The organism is Exiguobacterium sp. EF_C8 (genome assembly GCF_054956715.1).
On the sequence record NZ_CM143264.1, the window covers coordinates 2,949,370 to 2,966,706 of the forward strand.

General features: G+C 47.9%; 16 protein-coding genes and 1 other annotated feature (1 of these 17 only partly in view). Of the genes, 9 read left to right on the top strand and 7 right to left on the bottom strand.

Annotation, left to right across the window (positions count from 1 at the left end; genetic code table 11):
* Positions 1 to 36: 36 nt before the first annotated feature.
* From ACY2IG_RS15605 to ACY2IG_RS15630, 6 genes are all read left to right on the top strand, one after another.
* Positions 37 to 921, top strand: coding sequence for a hypothetical protein (locus tag ACY2IG_RS15605; protein WP_462618178.1), 885 nt, complete (start codon positions 37 to 39; stop codon positions 919 to 921).
* A 19-nt stretch (positions 922 to 940) separates the two neighbouring features.
* Complete coding sequence (locus tag ACY2IG_RS15610) at positions 941 to 1,624, top strand: response regulator transcription factor (protein WP_462618179.1); 684 nt, start codon at positions 941 to 943, stop codon at positions 1,622 to 1,624.
* On the top strand, positions 1,621 to 2,892 hold the full coding sequence (locus ACY2IG_RS15615; RefSeq protein WP_308102275.1) for a HAMP domain-containing sensor histidine kinase: 1,272 nt from the start codon (positions 1,621 to 1,623) through the stop codon (positions 2,890 to 2,892). Before ACY2IG_RS15610 ends, ACY2IG_RS15615 begins: the two co-directional genes overlap by 4 nt.
* Before the next feature lie 67 nt (positions 2,893 to 2,959).
* A complete protein-coding gene (locus ACY2IG_RS15620; RefSeq protein WP_035412136.1) occupies positions 2,960 to 4,039 on the top strand; it encodes a site-2 protease family protein in 1,080 nt (359 codons plus the stop codon).
* Between the two features lie 150 nt (positions 4,040 to 4,189).
* Entirely contained in the window at positions 4,190 to 5,578 is a 1,389-nt protein-coding gene (locus ACY2IG_RS15625; protein WP_290753444.1) for an MATE family efflux transporter, read from the top strand.
* Between the two features lie 108 nt (positions 5,579 to 5,686).
* Positions 5,687 to 6,253: a 3'-5' exonuclease gene (locus tag ACY2IG_RS15630; protein WP_290753447.1), complete on the top strand. Its 567-nt coding sequence runs from the start codon at positions 5,687 to 5,689 to the stop codon at positions 6,251 to 6,253.
* Positions 6,254 to 6,300: 47 nt separating this feature from the next.
* On the opposite strand, the gene ACY2IG_RS15635 is transcribed toward ACY2IG_RS15630, so the two are convergent.
* The 3 genes from ACY2IG_RS15635 to ACY2IG_RS15645 all read right to left on the bottom strand — a co-directional run bounded on the left by ACY2IG_RS15635 (position 6,301) and on the right by ACY2IG_RS15645 (position 10,463).
* Positions 6,301 to 7,416 (bottom strand): NADH-dependent flavin oxidoreductase, encoded by a 1,116-nt coding sequence (locus ACY2IG_RS15635; RefSeq protein ID WP_462618180.1) that lies wholly within the window; start codon positions 7,414 to 7,416, stop codon positions 6,301 to 6,303.
* Positions 7,417 to 7,508: 92 nt separating this feature from the next.
* Positions 7,509 to 9,599 carry an MMPL family transporter gene (locus ACY2IG_RS15640; protein ID WP_462618181.1) on the bottom strand — a complete coding sequence of 697 codons (2,091 nt, stop codon included), beginning with the start codon at positions 9,597 to 9,599 and terminating at the stop codon, positions 7,509 to 7,511.
* Positions 9,600 to 9,668: 69 nt separating this feature from the next.
* Positions 9,669 to 10,463, bottom strand: a complete 795-nt coding sequence (locus tag ACY2IG_RS15645; protein WP_081780437.1) for a hypothetical protein — start codon at positions 10,461 to 10,463, stop codon at positions 9,669 to 9,671.
* Between the two features lie 115 nt (positions 10,464 to 10,578).
* Here ACY2IG_RS15645 and ACY2IG_RS15650 point away from each other — a divergent pair, with 115 nt between their 5' ends.
* Complete coding sequence (locus tag ACY2IG_RS15650) at positions 10,579 to 10,752, top strand: YycC family protein (RefSeq protein WP_069201452.1); 174 nt, start codon at positions 10,579 to 10,581, stop codon at positions 10,750 to 10,752.
* Positions 10,753 to 10,799: 47 nt separating this feature from the next.
* Here ACY2IG_RS15650 and ACY2IG_RS15655 read toward each other — a convergent pair whose 3' ends face one another.
* Complete coding sequence (locus ACY2IG_RS15655; RefSeq protein WP_035412122.1) at positions 10,800 to 11,282, bottom strand: site-2 protease family protein; 483 nt, start codon at positions 11,280 to 11,282, stop codon at positions 10,800 to 10,802.
* A 184-nt stretch (positions 11,283 to 11,466) separates the two neighbouring features.
* Positions 11,467 to 13,473 (bottom strand): type I pullulanase, encoded by a 2,007-nt coding sequence (gene pulA / locus ACY2IG_RS15660; RefSeq protein WP_462618182.1) that lies wholly within the window; start codon positions 13,471 to 13,473, stop codon positions 11,467 to 11,469.
* Between the two features lie 111 nt (positions 13,474 to 13,584).
* Between pulA and ACY2IG_RS15665 the strand changes: the two genes are divergently transcribed.
* The gene (locus ACY2IG_RS15665; protein WP_023469671.1) at positions 13,585 to 14,079 is read left to right on the top strand and encodes a YajQ family cyclic di-GMP-binding protein; all 495 of its coding nucleotides are present in this window, start codon (positions 13,585 to 13,587) and stop codon (positions 14,077 to 14,079) included.
* Positions 14,080 to 14,159: 80 nt separating this feature from the next.
* On the top strand, positions 14,160 to 14,753 hold the full coding sequence (locus ACY2IG_RS15670; protein ID WP_290753467.1) for a metallophosphoesterase family protein: 594 nt from the start codon (positions 14,160 to 14,162) through the stop codon (positions 14,751 to 14,753).
* Positions 14,754 to 14,815: 62 nt separating this feature from the next.
* Here the strand turns inward: ACY2IG_RS15670 and ACY2IG_RS15675 are convergent, their stop codons facing one another.
* The gene (locus ACY2IG_RS15675; protein ID WP_035412119.1) at positions 14,816 to 15,421 is read right to left on the bottom strand and encodes a hypothetical protein; all 606 of its coding nucleotides are present in this window, start codon (positions 15,419 to 15,421) and stop codon (positions 14,816 to 14,818) included.
* A 30-nt stretch (positions 15,422 to 15,451) separates the two neighbouring features.
* Positions 15,452 to 17,134, bottom strand: coding sequence for an arginine--tRNA ligase (gene argS, locus ACY2IG_RS15680; RefSeq protein WP_056059865.1), 1,683 nt, complete (start codon positions 17,132 to 17,134; stop codon positions 15,452 to 15,454).
* Between the two features lie 59 nt (positions 17,135 to 17,193).
* Positions 17,194 to 17,337 (bottom strand) — a binding site (T-box leader); it runs 76 nt beyond the window's last position.

The window sequence follows — 17,337 nt, forward strand, 5'->3', positions numbered from 1 at the left end:
AAGAACAACAGCCACTACTTAAAGGAGGACATCATCATGACTGAAAAACGAACAGATAAAGGAAATAAACGCTTCAAAAAAGGAATCGCTACACTTGCCGTAACGGGTACAGTCTTAACAGGAGCCGGTGCGTTCCTACTCCTCACAGGCCCAGGACACTCTCTCGTCAACTCGACGGTCACCACTTCACAGCAGGCAGAGCAAAAAGTCGAAGCTGCTTCGCGCCAAGTCGAACAAAAGCTTCCTGCTTCCATGCGTGACAATCAAGAAATCGAAGGCACATTGCAGAAACTATCGGATCGTTCGATGACGATCGACGTTAACGGTGACGCTCAGACGTATGACTTTGCATCGTCAGTCGAACGCGAAGACGTGCAAGAAGGCGATTGGGTTAAAATCGATTTGAATGCGAATCAGCAAATCACGGAACTTGAGCGAGAAGATCAAGATGATCGCAATGACCGAGAGGACGATGGCAATCGTTCAAATGATTCATCGAACGATGCGAATGAACGGTACGGCATCCTTCGTGCCCTATCACAAAGTGAATTGACACTCGAACAAGAGGGACAAGAGACGATCTACGCAATGGCGGATCGTGCGGAACGTGACGCTGCGAAATCTGGGGATATCGTAAAAATCGAATTGAATGCAGACGGTCAAGTCCGTGAGCTTGATCGGGAAGATGACGACGAAAATCGTAATGATACACGCGATGAAGACCGTAACGATGCACGGGAGCAAGAAGTCCGCGGTACACTCTCTAAAATAACGAATCAAGAGATCATCATTGAACAGAATGGTGCGCAAAAATCGTACTCTCGTGCATCAAACATGGAACAAGATGATGACGTCCGAGTTGGTGGTTCCGTCAAACTTGAGTTGAACGCGTCAGACGAAGTGACAGAAATCGATGAATGATCATTAAAGGAGGATGTTTATGCCAACCACCATCTTAATCGTTGAGGACGATGCGAAAATCGCACGCCTCCTTGAACTCGAACTCCAATATGCCGGGTACGCGACACGTGTCGCCTCCAACGGAAAAGATGGTCTCGCTGCCGCTGAGCATTCGGTTGATCTCGTCTTACTCGACGTGATGATGCCGGAGCTGAGCGGCTTCGAAGTGTTGCGCAGGCTCCGTGGAAAAGGTATTCACGTCCCCGTCATTATGCTAACAGCACGCGGAGAAGTCTACGATAAAGTCGCGGGACTCGATCTTGGTGCGAATGATTATGTGACGAAACCGTTCGAGATGGAGGAACTCCTTGCCCGGATCCGAGCGTTATTACGCACTCCGACTTCAACTAGTAACGCATCGCGCACGTTACAGTTCGCCGATCTTGTACTCAATCTTGATCGACATGAAGCATTTCGCAATGAAGGGCGACTCGATTTGACACCGCGTGAGTTCGAACTTCTGACATATTTACTAGAAAACAAGGAACATGTCCTGACACGCGAACAAATCCTAAATCACGTCTGGGGGTACGATTACTTCGGCGAGACGAACATCGTCGACGTCTACATCCGTTATCTTCGCAAAAAAGTCGATGCCCACCCTCCAGCTTTGATTCAGACCGTTCGTGGGGTTGGTTATGTGCTACGGGAGGCGATCCCATGAAGCTTCGAACGAAGCTTGCTTTATCCGTCACCGCCTTTACGACACTCTTGTTATTCCTTTCGTTCATCGTCGTGACACTCGTCGTCCAAAATCATTTAATTGAATCGCGTTATACCCAACTGGAACAGGCAGAGGAATTGATGGAAGATGATTCATCGGTCCGGACATTGCTGACGCTTCATGAGGATGCTGTCGTCTTATCGAACGAAAATGGACGCTGGGTCATCTCAAACGATGAAGATGGCGACGACTCGTCTACTGTTAACGGAGACGTACAAGCAAATGACCTCCCCGGTATCCCACGCTCGAAGGAACCTTTTAAGTCTGGCGATTGGTTCGGCATCGTCTATCAGGATCAAGCCTATCTGTTCGAAGATGAGAGCGTCGATGATACAGTCTCGACACTCGTTTTGACCTTCACCATCGTGTTGGTCGTTGGAATCCTGATCGCGTTCATCAGTAGCTTCTGGATTGCTTATCAGACGCTCCGCCCGCTCAGGCAACTAAATGATACGATGCAACGAATCTCCTCTTCTGGAACGCTTGAGACCGTGCAGACCAAACGTGATGATGAGATCGGTCGCCTCGGTCGCGTCTTCAATCAGATGATTGGTCGTGTCGATCAGACGATGGAACAACAACGGCAGTTCGTCGCGGATGTCTCGCATGAAATGAAGACACCCTTGACCGTCATTGAGGGATACACTCAATTATTGAAACGCTGGGGCAAAACGAAGCCCGACGTACTCGATGAATCGATCGAACACATCTTGCAGGAGACACATGCGATGCGGACGACCTTGATTGAGCCTATGCTCGAATTGTCTCGTCTCGGTTACGAGGAAACATCTGTCGAAGTGATTGACTTAGCAGAGCTTGGAAGCGAACTCGCTGATCGGATGTATCACGCAACAGGGACGATCATTCCTGTTGATGCCTCCGGAACGATTCGGGCAAATCGCGAAGCGGTGTTACGTATCTTGACGATCTATATCGATAATGTCCTGAAGTATGCTACTTCACCAGAATTGTACCTGCGCAAAGAACGTCTGGCTGTCCTTGATCGGGGAACGTCTCTAACGGACGAAGAACGCGCTCGGTTATTCGACCGGTTTTACCGACTCGATGCAGCACGCGATCGTTCAGGAAGTGGACTCGGATTGTCGATTGCTGCTGCACTTGCGACGACACATCATTTTAAGGTTGGTAGTGAAGAGCGTCAGCCAGATGGAAGCTGCTTCTATTTAATCCCCGAGCAGTCTGAATGAAACTTTTTCTACAATTGTGTCGTACACTTAAGGAAGAACGTCACATGATGAAAGAAGGAATTTCACGATGGCTAAAAAACGTTGGGGTGGACTTGCTGTTGCCGGCGCCTTTCTCTTGACGAAAGGAAAGGTCATCCTTGCCTTATTGAAATTTTCAAAGTTCGGAGGCACTTTGATTTCGTTCGGAATCTCTCTTCTCTTTTACGCTCAAATATTCGGTGTTTGGTTCGGGGTCGGATTGCTCTATCTCCTATTCATTCATGAGATGGGACATCTACTCGCCGCTAAACGACTCGGTTTTAAGACCGGTCCTGCCATTTTCGTTCCGTTCATGGGAGCCGTCATCGGCATCAAGGATACATTTCGAACGCCAAAACAAGAAGCGATTCTCGCGTACGGTGGACCACTCGCTGGTCTCGTATCCCTGATTCCGCTTGCGATCGGATATGCTGTGACGGGAAATGACTTCTGGCTCGTCATCTTCCACCTCGGGGCTCTATTGAATCTCTTCAACCTACTTCCCGTCAGTCCGCTTGACGGCGGACGGATTCTTGCGGGACTTCCGATCATCGTCTGGGTCGCGGGACTTGCTGCCTTGATTGCCTACGGTATCACCCACTTTAGTCTGATTTTGCTCTTGATTGCCTTTTTAGGCGGTAGTGCCGTTTGGAAAAGGTATAAGTTCGCGAAACAATATGAGGCGAACCGGTCGACCTTAATGTTGTACCGTGCCGCACGTGAACGCGTTTTACGGGCAAAGGCAGAACAAGAACGTGCAGACGCTGAAGTTGCACTTGCTCCAGAACTAGAAGGTGAGGAAGAACAAACAATCGAGAGTACCTACGATCCGATCGCTTGGTCGCTTCGTCTCGATTTACAAGACTTGCGACAAGCGAGTCCGGAAGAGGCACGTCAGGAAGCAGATGATCTGTTACGGTATCAATATGATGCCGCCAACGATTACGATGCCTTATTGCGACGGATCGATCAGCGGATTGAACCACTTCGTCTTGCTGAAGAGTCTGTTCAGTATCATCAGATGCCGAAAAAACAACAAACGATCACGCTCCTCGCTTATTTGGCGCTCGGTGCTATTTTATTCATTGCTTTCGAATATTCGAAAGGTTACCTGCCTACACCATCTTAAATCGAGATCCATCGGATGCGCTTCATGGCGCATCCTTTTTTCATAGAACGAACACATTGACTAGAGTGATTTCTTGCATCTCGTTAAAGAAGCGACTACTCTGAGTAAAACCCTACTTACCACTTGTCTAAAATAGGAGGTCCTCCTTCCATGAATAAAAACACTGCCCGTTTGGGTGAAGCACCTGTTAATCAGCTTTTACTTAGTCTCTCTTTACCAGCGATGGTCGGGATGCTCGTCACGGCACTCTACAATATCGTCGATACGATTTTCGTCGCTCAAGGAATCGGTACGGCTGCCGTGGCCGCCGTCGGAATCGCTTTCCCCGTCCAGCTCGTATTAATGGCAATCGCCAACTCGATCGGGATCGGTGGTGCTGCAATTGCGTCACAACGACTCGGTCAAAAACAAACAGATGGTGCCAGTCGTGCTTATGCCAACGTCTTGATGGCTGTTTTCTTCATCAGTATGCTCGCTATCATCAGTGCTTTCATCTTCGTCGAACCGTTGCTACGTCTCTTTGGAGCGACGGATGAGATCATGCCGTACAGTATCGCTTTCTTACGTGTCCTCTTGATCGGATCTCCTTTCTTCATGTTGACGATGGCGTCGAGTGCGATGCTCCGCGCAGAAGGACGCGCGAACTATCAGATGCGCGTCATGCTGACGACGGTTGCGATCAATATCGTCCTGACACCGCTGTTCATCTTTGGTCTTGATTGGGGCATCCAAGGTGCTGCACTCGGGACAGTCGTTGCGCAAATCGTTGGTGCTGTACTTGTTTTTCGATTCTTCTTTACGAAACGCCGACAAACTGGCTTGACGCTCAATCGGAGTGCTTTTAAACCTGATTTCCGATTAACGTTCCGGATGATGCAAATTGGATCATCGTCGTTCATCATGCAAGTCTCTCAATCCGTTCTATTCATCACCGTCAATCATATGCTCGTCCGGTACGGGGGTACGACAGAACTGGCAACGTTTGCGGTCATCAATAAGTTCATGGCGCTCGTCGGTATGCCGATCATGGGGATCGTGCAAGGGATGCAACCGATTGTCGGGTATAATTTCGGATCCCGGCAGTTTAGCCGGATGTCGCTTGCCATCAAGTTGGCAATCCGCTACGGCTTATCGTTATCGATCAGCTTGTGGTTACTCATTCAACTGTTCCCTCGTTTTTGGGTCGGCTTGTTCACAGAAGAAGCGACACTTCTACAGGAAGGCTCGAGTGCGATGCGTATCTTATTCGCCTTATCGTTCGTCTACGGAATTCAAATGATTGTCAACGGAATGTACCAATCGCTTGCAAAAGCAAAAGTCGCTTTATTCTTGTCCTTGTCACGCCAAACGTTATACACGATTCCACTCGTCTTGATATTGCCAGTGTTCTTCGGTGTCAATGGTGTCTGGTTCGCTTTTCCGATCGCTGATGCAATGGCTGTTTTGACGGCCCTTGTTTTCGCCTATAAAGATCGCGTTCTGTTATTTAAACCGGAAGAGTACGTCGCAGAGGAACAAAAAGTCGCTACCGCGAAGTGAATGGAATGGATCTAAGATCGTCTGCTTTGCAGATGGTCTTTTTTGATGGACTTCCAGAATACGAACATGTATTCTGTTACTAGTGAATGACAGAAAGGAGCCTGCTGGATGTATACATTAGCAATTGACTTTGAAACGGCAAACCGAAATAGCCGAAGCATTTGTGCGTTTGGTTGGTCCGTTCTCTCGAACGGTCGTGTCACGGAGAGTAAACAGGTCTTAATCAATCCAGAAGAAAATTTCGATGCTGGAAACATTCGGGTCCACGGAATTCGTCCGAGCGATGTCTTTGATGCGCCGACGTTACCTGAAGCAATGGAAGCCCATGGCTTATACGATTTGATTGCAGGCGCTCAACTGATCGTTGCTCACAATGCATCATTTGATATGGGGGCACTCCAAAAAGCGATTCAAAAATACGATATGTACCAGATGCCCGCTTTCACCTACGGCTGCACGGTCAAATTATCCCGCAAATTGTATCCTTGGTTGCCGAACCATCGATTGAATACGATGGCAGAGTTTCTCAACGTCTCTTTCCAGCACCATGATGCGAAAGAAGATGCCTACGTCTGTGCGTTACTCTTAAACGATATGTTGGAACGAACGAACCTACAGGATCCGGTCACTTTGCATACGTTCTGCGGCGTTCGGATGGGACAGGTTGCCTACTAAACAAAAAAACACTCCCGACTGATGTCAGGAGTGTTTTTTTCATGGTGTTATTTGCTCGTTTGTTTGATTGGGAACCAGCCTGGGCGACTTGTGATGCCTGCCCATAATGCATCTGGAACGACGAGTTCTGCTTGTGCTTCTGGATCAAGTTCTGTCCGGATTGACGCAAGGTCACCCGCTTCGACTTTCTCAACCCATTTCGGTTCCATGATCAGTTCACGACCAAGAGCGATCATTGGAACGACAGCCAAACTTTGTTCGACTTCGTCCGCTGTGTGAAGCGATCCGACACCGATGATAGGTACTTGTTCACCAACACGTTCTTGAACGAGTGTAATAGGTGATGTCGTTTCATTTTCATCACGAATTGAACCTGCGAAGAAGTCCATCACGGAAACGTGCAAGTAATCGAGGTCTTTTTTCGCCAGCTCATCGACGAGGCGCATCGTATCATCGAGTGTGATTCCTGGATTTTCAATTTCTTCTGGAGAGAAACGGTATCCGACGATGAACGAAGGATTTTGTTTAGCGACAGCTTCGACTGCATCCACGACAGCTAATGGGAAGGCGAGACGTTTTTCTAAGCTACCGCCCCATTTATCTTCACGACGATTTGAGTGTGGTGAGAAGAACTGTTGGATCAAGTACGTGTTTGCACCGTGAATCTCAACACCATCAAATCCAGCTTCCATCGCACGGCGTGTCGCTTGACCGAATGCTTCGATGATTGCTTCGACTTCTTCTGCCTCTAACGCACGTGGTGTCATCGCACCTTCACGCACGGGTGCAATAGCACTTGCACTGACCGTTTGCCCACCGACGAGTTCTGGTGGTGCCATACGACCAGCGTGGAAGATTTGTAAGATCGCTTTTGCGCCTTTATCTTGAATCGTTTTCGCGAGTCGCTTCAGACTCGGCACGAGATCGTCACGATGCGCACCAAACTCATTCGGGAATCCTTGACCGTCTGCTGTGACGTTCGCACATGCTGTAATGACAGCGCTGACGCCACCTGAACGTTCTGCGTAGTACGCGAGTTCCGCATCCGATACTTCGCCGTTCTCTTGTGCCGCATAGTTCGTCATCGGTGCCATCAAGACGCGGTTTTTCAGCGTCACACCGTTTGGTAGTGTAAATGGTTCAAACATTGCTTGAGTTGCCATGAGTGAAGTGCCTCCTCTAATTTCTTGAATTGAATATCGACAGTATACGCTCGTCTTCCTCTGAATAGCTACTGATGTGCTTACGCGATGTGTCACTTGCGGATCGCTTTACGACGCCCTCCCGGCCACCACCAGTTCCAGTGACCAAATAGCTTCATCAGTGCGGGGACAAGGAGCATCCGGACAATCGTAGCATCAATAAAAATTGCAAGCGCGATACCGACGCCAAGTTGTTTGATCGGACTAACACCTGTAAAGGCAAACGCACCAGTGACGACGATCATGATCAAGGCAGCGGACGTAATGATTTTACTCGTCTTCGCCAGTCCCATCTCGGTCGCATGATCGTTATCGCCCGTCTCGTCATAATATTCTTCCATTCGCGAGACGAGGAACACTTCATAATCCATCGATAAGCCGAAGACGAGTGAGAAGATGAAGACCGGTGTTAGAATGCCGATCGTCTCCTGCGGAAGAACTGCGCCGGACTCGAACAAGACGACGAGTAATCCAAACGTTGCTCCTAAACTGAGCAAATTCATCAGAATCGCTTTGATTGGAATCAAGATGGATCGGAACGCGATTAGCAGAATGATGAATGTCGCCAAGACGACGACACCGATAGCCAGTGGGAGTTTCGATTCAATGGCATCATAAATTTCCTGATTAAAGGCTGCTGGTCCCCCGACAAGGTAACCGTCCGCCTGCACCTTCCGTACCCAGTCTTGCGAAGTAGCATCGCCGGGATTTCCTTTTAAATTGACGTTGATCCGTGCTTGATCGTTCTCTGATAGAAACGGCTTCAGTGCATCGCGCCCAGCCGAAACAGCGAGTAACTGCTCGAGCGGAACCTGTTGCTGTTCCGCGATCGTTGCGGCGGACACGACGGAACGCACTTCTGAATCTGATTCGAGTCGAATCGTCACATCTTCGATTTTTTCTCGTCCCACCTCTGAGGAAGCATCCGCAGACAAGATGAGAACGGCGTCCGTTCCATCGTTCCCGAATGTTTTTTCCCACGACTCAAAGGCCAGACGCGACGGATAGGATTCCGGCAGGGCAGTTGCTTGCGGAATGTTCAACGTCAAGTCACGTAACGGAAATAAACAAGGTAAAAGAAGTAATAAAGATAGAATCGTCACTGTGACAGGGCGCTTCATGACGAAACGTGCGAGGCGGCGCCAACGATCTTCTCCACGACCTGCTTGTTGCCGGAAAAGTCGTCCTTTTTCTAGTACCTTCCCGAAAACGATTAATAGTGCCGGTAGTAATGTCAACGCACTGACAACCGCCCCGAGTACCGAAACGAGTGTCCCGATTGCGACAGCGCGGAAGACATCAACATCAATCAACAACAATCCGGCAAGTCCGACGAATACACAGATTCCGGAAAATAAAATCGAGCGTCCTGCCGTCTCGACCGAACGAATCGCTGCCGACCGAATCCCTTGTCCGTCCTGCCGTTCTTCACGGAACCGATTAACGTATAACAACGAAAAATCAATGCCGAGTGCCAGCGAAATCATTGCGACCGCATTCAAGACGAAGATCGATAACTCTTGTTGTCCGGCAACGAAATAAAGAACACCGGCACCAAAAACAAAAGTGACGAGTCCCATGATCAAGGGTAAGATGGCGGCAACGGGTGTACCGAAAACGAGTAGTAAGACGATCAATGCTGCCGGAATTCCGATTAACTCAGCTCGGATAAGGTCATTTTTGGACGCTGTATTCAAATCATCAACGACGACCGGTTCACCCGTTAGCCGAATCGTCCCGGTACCATCCAGTTGACGTGTGACCGCTGTTGCCCATTTCGCATCAAGTGTTGGTACACCGACTGTCACGTATCCCTTATCGTCCCGCATCGCTCGCTGATTTTCGACGGGACCAATGACGTTCCCGACTCCTTTGATGTCACGGAAGCGCTCGACATGTTGTACCATCATTTGTCGTAGATTCTCTTGATTCTCAAATAGGACGATGATCGTATGTGGATCCTGCCCAAAATCTTGAGCGAGCACCGTTTCGACACGTTGAAAATCACCGTCACGTGTAAATCCATTTCCTTCTAGACGATCGGGTAATTGATATGCAAAATAACCAAGCACGACGAGTAGAAGCCCCCAAACGACCAACACTCCTCGAAAATACGCACTAATCAGATGACCAAGCCGTTCCATGATGCGTCTCCTTCCTGTATAAACGTACAAAAAACATCCTTCTTGCTGAAAAGCGAAAAGGATGTTTCATTACGTCTTTTGAAAAATTTGAACCCATGTGTTGCCGAATGTAGTCGATGTCGACACGATCGCAAGACGCCGCGCCTCTTCATCGAGTAACACACTTTTGAGTAAAACGGAGGAGTAGCATCCCTCGAACTTATATTTCAGCTGACTCTTCTCATACAAGTAAAACCGAGAGGAATCGGTGATCGAAAACAATTGGTGCCGGTGGTCAACGAGTGAATACTCCGCGTAATCCGAAAAAGGAATGACCGATTCCTGATTCGTCGCGGCATCCCAAATCACATACCGTTCTTGTAGATCATCATAGGAGATGATCGTCGTAGGTGCGATGAATCGCTCGAACGTCAAACGTGTATCATATCCTCGCTCAACTAAGCGTCCGAACAGCGGCACCTCTTCATAGTTTGAGTACCGCCAGTCCCCTGTTTGAACGTTCACACAGACGACGTCCGTTTCTGCCGTGTATAGGAAGATTTCATCATCTTGCCACAAGAATAAATTACTGAACCATGCTTCGGAGAAAGCAGCGGGTCGCTTAATGTAATTTAAATGCCCTTGCTCTAAATCCAATAAACCAAAATAAGCTGACTCTTCAAATACGATGAACAATCGTCCACCGCCTGGCTCAATGTACCAGGAGAATGGAACATACGCACATGCTGTTTCCCACAGTGGTCTTAAATCCGCATCACATTTCATAAATCCGTGGCGATCTCGAAAAAGAAGCAAATCCTCCCCGATGCGATCAAACAGTGAGACGGATTCATGGAGTAACAGCTCTGCAGCAGGTTTATACATATGCATCACTTCCTACTTCATACGGTATCAACCTTCTCAGTTTCTCGCTACTATTGATGCGCTTGGCTTGCACCTCCTGTTATACTAACTTCATGGAAAAAGGAGGACGAACACGATGAAACCTTTACAATTATCCGCAGAGACAGCTGTCGAACTTGCGAAACGTCTGAACGTACCACTTGAACAACTAATGCATATGCCACGCCATATCTTGATTCAAAAGCTCGTCGAACTCGAGCAGGAACAAGCGAACACGGAACCTGATTCGTCTAGCGAATCGGAATCTTGAGTAAGTAGCCTCTTTTCCAACGGTGGAAGGAGGCTTTATTTTTTACCTTAGGATTGCGGATGGTATTCTGATTTACCGTACCGGAAGACATTAATGATCGCTTTCCCATCACTCGGATAACCGTTCGGATGATCGATCGGGAAGAGGGAGAAAAAGACGAAATAAAACGAAAAATACGCGAATTGATAGGTAAAGATCGACGCCTCGAACACACCGGCATAAATCAGACCATTGATGGCTAAGATACTCACCACGTTTGCAATCGATCCACCGGCATAAACCAGAATGTTAGCGAATTTCGTCTCTTTACGTAGTGCCTCATATTGACACCAGCCATCCCAAAAATAGACGCGATTCAAACGAATCGGACCAACACGAAGCAACGACTTTCCTGAACCGATATTGATCTCCATGTTTCCGCCGAATAATCGGGCAAAAAAGTAATGTCCCATCTCATGAATCAATGTCACGATAGGCAATAGTAAAAAGAACGACAAAAAGAATTTCCATAAATCACCGAAACCGAACATACAACGTACATCCTTTCACGTCAAAACAACATTTAAAATACTACATATGAATTGTTCCCGAAAGATGTATGTTCAAACAATCTTTCAATGATTTTCGTAAGTCAATTGTATGACAGGCTGACATCGGACTGTCATCCGCACACAAAAGAAGGACGAAGCCATTTAGTGCTTCATCCTTCTCCATTTAATCGGTTTTCTTTCGACGCTTGTTCGCTGCGTACAACAATCCGATGATCGTCAGTGCTGCACCACCTGCTACCGCGTATTTCTTGTAATCTGCTTTTCGTTCCGCAATAACCGTAGTCGTCAATGCTGGAACGACTAACTGTTTTTCTTCGTGCAACCGTGGTGCGTGTAATTTAACGGCACCCGACTCAACCAACACCTCGAATTCACCATTTGGCAATTCAATCGTGATATCTTTTTCCGTCGCATTGTGATAGACACGCTGCCGTTCGACGTATCCTTCATATGTTCGCTTCAGTTCAAAGGCAATGACACCTTCCTCTTCTTCAAGGAAACGAAGATGTTTTTTAATCATCGCCGCGTTTGCGAGACGGAACATCGGATACTGACGACGAAGGGCAATCAATCCTTTGACGTACTCGACTGCTGGACGCTCTGTTTCTGCCCGTTCATAGTCGAGACGATTCACGACCTCTCCGGCATTGAAGCTGTCACGAATACCGTCTTTCGTCCGGAAGAACTCTTGTCCGGCATGGAGGAAAGGAATCCCTTGTCCCGTCAAAATGATCGCATTCGCAAGCATTTGCCGTTTCCGACGAAGCTCTTCCGTGTCTTCTGGACGAGACACCGTCAATTTATCCCAAATCGTCAAATCATCATGAGCCTCGACGTACGAGACGACTTGATTGGGCTCATCGGCAAACCCTTGCGAAGAGACGTTACCAGCGATTCCCCGTTTGACTTCACTCGTCCGGTCAAATGCACCACTGATGAAACCACGGTCTTCTGGCGTTTGGACGTCGCCTTTGACCCCGTCCCGTAAACCGTTGTTGAAATGAGCGATTCCTGGCATCTTCGGTGCGTTGAAATAGTTCGCTTTTTCTTCCGGATCAAGTGGCGTATCGAGATCCCAGCCTTCACCGATGATCAGAATCGATGGATCAATCCGGTCAAGTGCATGGCGCACTTGATTCATCGTCTCAACATCATGAAGTCCCATTAAGTCGAAGCGGAACCCATCGAGATGGTATTCTTTCGCCCAGTACGTCACACAATCAAGAATGAACTTTCGCATCATCAGACGTTCAGATGCAGTATCATTTCCACAGAAACTACCGTTTGAGAGACTCCCATCCGCCTCTTGACGATAAAAGTATCCAGGAACGAACTGACCAAGCGGAACCGTCGCCGCATCATACGTATGATTGAAGACGACGTCCATGATGACACGGATCCCGCGATCATGTAACGCCTGCACCAATTGTTTTAATTCAAGGATCCGCGTTCGTGGATCATCCGGATTCGAGGAGTACGAACCTTCCGGCGCAAAGTAGTTCACCGGATCATAACCCCAGTTATAGTTATCCGGGTCGTTCGGCGCTGTCTCATTGACCGAGCCAAAATCATAGATCGGTAGTAACTGGACATGTGTCACACCGAGGTCTGCCAAATAATCAAGCCCTGTCAATCCACCATTTGGTGTCCGTGTCCCTGCTTCCGTCAGTCCAGCGAACGTACCACGTGCAACGACACCACTGGCCGGATGACTCGTTGCATCGCGTACGTGTAATTCATAGACAACTGCGTCTTGCGAAGAATGGAACAATGGACGTTCTTCAATCCATCGTTCTGGTGTCACACTGGTCGGGTCAATTAATGCGCCGCGCTTTCCGTTCGTTCCGACGGCTTTCGCATACGGATCGACCGCCTCGACCTTTTGTCCGTTGATGCTCGCTTGAAACGTATAGAAATAACCTTCATATGTCGCTCGATCGAGTTCAACGACGTACGTTCCCCGTTCGTCTGCCACCATCTCGACCTCTTCGACTTTTCGTGCGCGTAGTGTCTTGTAGAGACGAATCACGACACGTTCTGCTGTCGGCGCCCACAAGCGCAAGTGAATCGCTGTCTCTGAGAAGGTCGCTCCTAAATCATTTCCACTATAGGCAAATCGCTCATCCAGTTCTTGCGGTGTGAGCGTCAACATGTCTGCTGTTTGTTTCAAAGCTAAGCACCCCTTTCATTTCATGGTTTTTATTATAACAAAATTTCAAAGCAGTGGACGCTTCCGGTATTCCTCTCTAAAATAGAGAGTGGAATGAAAGGGGAGATTGAAATGGCAGCAAAAGATAATTCATTTGATATCGTGTCACAAATCAACATCGAGGAAGTCAAGAACGCGGTCCAAATCGCACTGAAGGAAATCACGAACCGCTTCGACTTCAAAGGTTCAAAAAGCGACATGAAGCTCGAAAAAGAGGATTTGATTCTAATCTCAGATGACGATTTCAAACTCGATCAAGTCAAAGATGTCTTAACAGCAAAATTGATCAAGCGAGAAGTCCCAACTAAAAACCTGCAGTACGAAAAAGTCGAGCAGGCTGCCGGGAATACAGTCCGACAACGTGTCATCCTGAAAAGTGGAATCGACCGTGACGACGCGAAAAAGATCAACAATGCCGTCAAGGAATCGAAATTAAAAGTGAAGACACAGATCCAAGATGACCAAATCCGCGTCACAGGTAAATCACGTGACGACTTACAACAAGTCATGCAGATCGTTCGTGAGCTTCCATTATCAGTCGATGTTCAATTCATTAACTTCCGTTAATCGATTGATCTGAACGCTCATATTCAAAAGATAGGCATAACGCATTTTCGGGTATCTCCTTAACAAAGGAGTGGTCGATCATGCGTTATGCCCTTTTTGCGGATCTTCACAGTTCAGTAGCCGACACAGCGGCTGTCCTAGCTGACATACGACAGCTCGCTCCCGATGCGCATTTGTTTTGTCTCGGTGATGTTCATGAATGCCATGTCGGTAAAAAGCGAGCGAAGCGCTATTCTTTCGAATCGCTCTCCCTCGTCGTGACGCTTGATGATGATTTTTTAAACCTAATTGATTTTAAGACGTTACTGGGTAATCAAGAAGAGCGCATCCTGTCGCTCGTTCCACCGCAACTATCTCCTGTCATCGATGCGTTACGCGACTGCCCTCGAAAACAACACATCGAGGGTGCATTGTTGATTCATGGAGATCAATTGAATTGGTCCCGTGATTTTTTGCCTGATCTGTCACAGCAACGTGAACCAGTACTCTTTTTTGGTCATAGTCATATCAGAGGTTTGTTTCGAAATGGTATTGCTCTGTCGAGCCCATTGTATCAATCTTTATCCATTAATGGAGGACGATATGCCATCAATCTAGGTCCTGTCGTGTTCGAACGAGAATGGTGTCTTTACGATTCAGTGCAACAATCGATCGTATTCTATCAGGCGAAGTAAGAGGATACGACAAAAGCCGTCGGGCACAGGGCTCGACGGCTTTTGTTCATGCATCTTATTGATCAGAGATAACGGACAAGCGATGCCTTGACGATATCCACTTGTGTGAAGTTCGTCTCTTCCGCGAATGCTTCGATGACTTGACGGACATCCCCTTGACGACGAACGAAGCTCGTCGGAACTGGTGTTGTACCGACAAGTTGCTCATGCAAACTCGTCAATCGATGATCATCGATGATCGTCGTCATCAAATCAAGGAACAGAAGAACATGCAGACGGTTCAAATAATCCCATGGTTTATCTTCCGAACGGAATTCATTACGAGCGAGCCATTTTTTTAATCCGATCGCATCGATTTGACTCAACGTCTCTGTCGTGCGTGCCGACTTCCAAAGCGTCAACAGTTCGCCGAGTTTTTTTCGTGTCTGTTTCTTACGCATGAAGAATTCAAAATTGTCTTTCGTGCGCAACGCGTCTCCTTCGATCGGAGCAATCAAATCAGCTTCCGGCGCCGTCACGAAATCGTGAACGAAATCGACAGACTCTCCCGGTAACCAAGCAGCGACTTTCCCGTGAAAATCAGCCATGAAGGCGACGGTTTCTGCCAAAGGCTCCTGCTTCATCTGTGAAGCAGCTTGCTGTAATCGGTCTTTCGTCTCAGTCTTCATAATCTACCTCTTCTTATTCGTGGATTGGTCTTACATTTCTTCCGGAGCGCCGACACCAAGTAAACGAAGACCTTCTGTCAAGACGATCGTGACAGACTTGACGAGTGCAAGACGCGATTGTTTTGCTGCGTCATCTTCGAGAACACGGACGTGTCCGTAGTATTTATTAAAGCTTTGTGCAAGATCTAAGACGTAACGGCTGATGATTGACGGCTCGCGACGTGTGAATGCACGATCGATGACCGTCGAGAATTGGTTCAGCATCGAGACGACACCCCATGCATGATCATCGGCACTACCAGCGAATGGTGTGCCATCATAGCTACCTTTACGGAGCAATGAGTGCGCACGAGCATTCGTATACTGGACATACGGTCCTGTTTCACCTTCGAATTTCAACATCTGCTCAAGATCGAACTCGATATTATTCATCCGTTCATTTTTCAAATCATGGAAGATGACGGCGCCGACACCTACTTGACGAGCTGTGGCTTCGGCATTCGCTAAGTTCGGATTTTTTTCCGCGATGTTTTGCTTCGCGACGTCGATTGCTTCTTGTAGTACTTCTTCAAGCAAGACGATCCGACCTTTACGCGTCGACATTTTCTTTCCGTCTTTCATAATCAAACCGAACGGTACATGGTGCATTCCGTCGACGTTCTCAAATCCAAGTTTCTTCAGGACTGCGAACAATTGCTTAAAGTGAAGCGCTTGTTCACCGCCAACGACGTAGAACGCTTGCTCAAAACGGTACGTTTCGAGACGATAGACAGCAGCTGCTAAGTCACGTGTCGCATAAAGCGTTGCGCCATCTTTCTTTTTAATCAAGGCAGGTGGCATACCTTCTGCTTCGAGGTCAACGACCATTGCCCCTTCTGATTCGACGAGGAGATCTTTTTCTTCGAGCAAATCGATGACGTGTTGCATCTTATCGTTGTAGAAGGCTTCTCCGTTCAAACTATCGAATTTAACACCGAGCATCTCATAGACACGGTTGAACTCGACGAGTGAGACTTCACGGAACCACGTCCAAAGCGTCGTTGCCTGCTCATCACCTTGTTCGAGTTTTTTGAACCAGAGACGTCCTTCGTCCTCAAGCGTCGGATTTGTTTCCGCTTCTTCGTGGAACCGGACGTATAATTTCAACAATTCCTTGATTGGTTCTGCACGGACCGCTTCTTCCTCACCCCACATCGTGTAAGCCACCATCAATTTCCCGAACTGTGTTCCCCAGTCCCCTAAGTGGTTGACACCGACGACGTCGTACCCTTTTTTACGTGAGATTTGGTTGAGCGCATTTCCGATTACTGTTGAACGTAAGTGACCCATCGAGAAAGGTTTTGCGATGTTTGGTGATGAAAAATCAGTGACGATCGTTTTTCCATTCGCTTCACTTGATCCGAACGCCTCTTGCTCCGTCAGGACTTGGTTGACGATTTCTTGCGAGACGACTTCCCGGTTCAAGAAGACGTTAATGTAAGGACCAACAGCTTGAACGTTTGAGAACAACGGCGCATCAATTTTTTCTGCGAGCTCCGAAGCAATCATGTTCGGTGCTTTACGGAATGCTTTCGCGAGCATGAAACATGGGAATGCCAGATCTCCATGATCTTCATGTTTCGGTTGCTCGATCAGTTGTTCGATTTGTTCAACCGATAAGGCACCTTCCATGACTTGATGTAATACTTCTGCGTATTGCGTTTTATAACTCATCTTTATTTCCTCCTGCTTCACTGATTTTTGGCAATAAAAAACGCCCCTTGCGCCACGCGCAAAGAGACGGAATGACCGCGGTACCACTCTTCTTGGTGTCATTTTTGACACCCACCTTGTTCGGGGATAACGGGGTTCCCCCGGCTACGCCTTTTCCTTCAGGAATCGGGTAGCGTCTCAGAAGTGCGCTTCACGACCGGTTC

Bases quoted from the DNA above. Each gene is read 5' to 3' on its own strand.
- ACY2IG_RS15605 (WP_462618178.1), top strand. From the start codon at position 37: ATGACTGAAAAACGAACAGATAAAGGAAATAAACGCTTCAAAAAAGGA.
- ACY2IG_RS15610 (WP_462618179.1), top strand. From the start codon at position 941: ATGCCAACCACCATCTTAATCGTTGAGGACGATGCGAAAATCGCACGC.
- ACY2IG_RS15615 (WP_308102275.1), top strand. From the start codon at position 1,621: ATGAAGCTTCGAACGAAGCTTGCTTTATCCGTCACCGCCTTTACGACA.
- ACY2IG_RS15620 (WP_035412136.1), top strand. From the start codon at position 2,960: ATGGCTAAAAAACGTTGGGGTGGACTTGCTGTTGCCGGCGCCTTTCTC.
- ACY2IG_RS15625 (WP_290753444.1), top strand. From the start codon at position 4,190: ATGAATAAAAACACTGCCCGTTTGGGTGAAGCACCTGTTAATCAGCTT.
- ACY2IG_RS15630 (WP_290753447.1), top strand. From the start codon at position 5,687: ATGTATACATTAGCAATTGACTTTGAAACGGCAAACCGAAATAGCCGA.
- ACY2IG_RS15635 (WP_462618180.1), bottom strand. From the start codon at position 7,416: ATGGCAACTCAAGCAATGTTTGAACCATTTACACTACCAAACGGTGTG.
- ACY2IG_RS15640 (WP_462618181.1), bottom strand. From the start codon at position 9,599: ATGGAACGGCTTGGTCATCTGATTAGTGCGTATTTTCGAGGAGTGTTG.
- ACY2IG_RS15645 (WP_081780437.1), bottom strand. From the start codon at position 10,463: ATGTATAAACCTGCTGCAGAGCTGTTACTCCATGAATCCGTCTCACTG.
- ACY2IG_RS15650 (WP_069201452.1), top strand. From the start codon at position 10,579: ATGAAACCTTTACAATTATCCGCAGAGACAGCTGTCGAACTTGCGAAA.
- ACY2IG_RS15655 (WP_035412122.1), bottom strand. From the start codon at position 11,282: ATGTTCGGTTTCGGTGATTTATGGAAATTCTTTTTGTCGTTCTTTTTA.
- ACY2IG_RS15665 (WP_023469671.1), top strand. From the start codon at position 13,585: ATGGCAGCAAAAGATAATTCATTTGATATCGTGTCACAAATCAACATC.
- ACY2IG_RS15670 (WP_290753467.1), top strand. From the start codon at position 14,160: ATGCGTTATGCCCTTTTTGCGGATCTTCACAGTTCAGTAGCCGACACA.
- ACY2IG_RS15675 (WP_035412119.1), bottom strand. From the start codon at position 15,421: ATGAAGACTGAGACGAAAGACCGATTACAGCAAGCTGCTTCACAGATG.
- argS (WP_056059865.1), bottom strand. From the start codon at position 17,134: ATGAGTTATAAAACGCAATACGCAGAAGTATTACATCAAGTCATGGAA.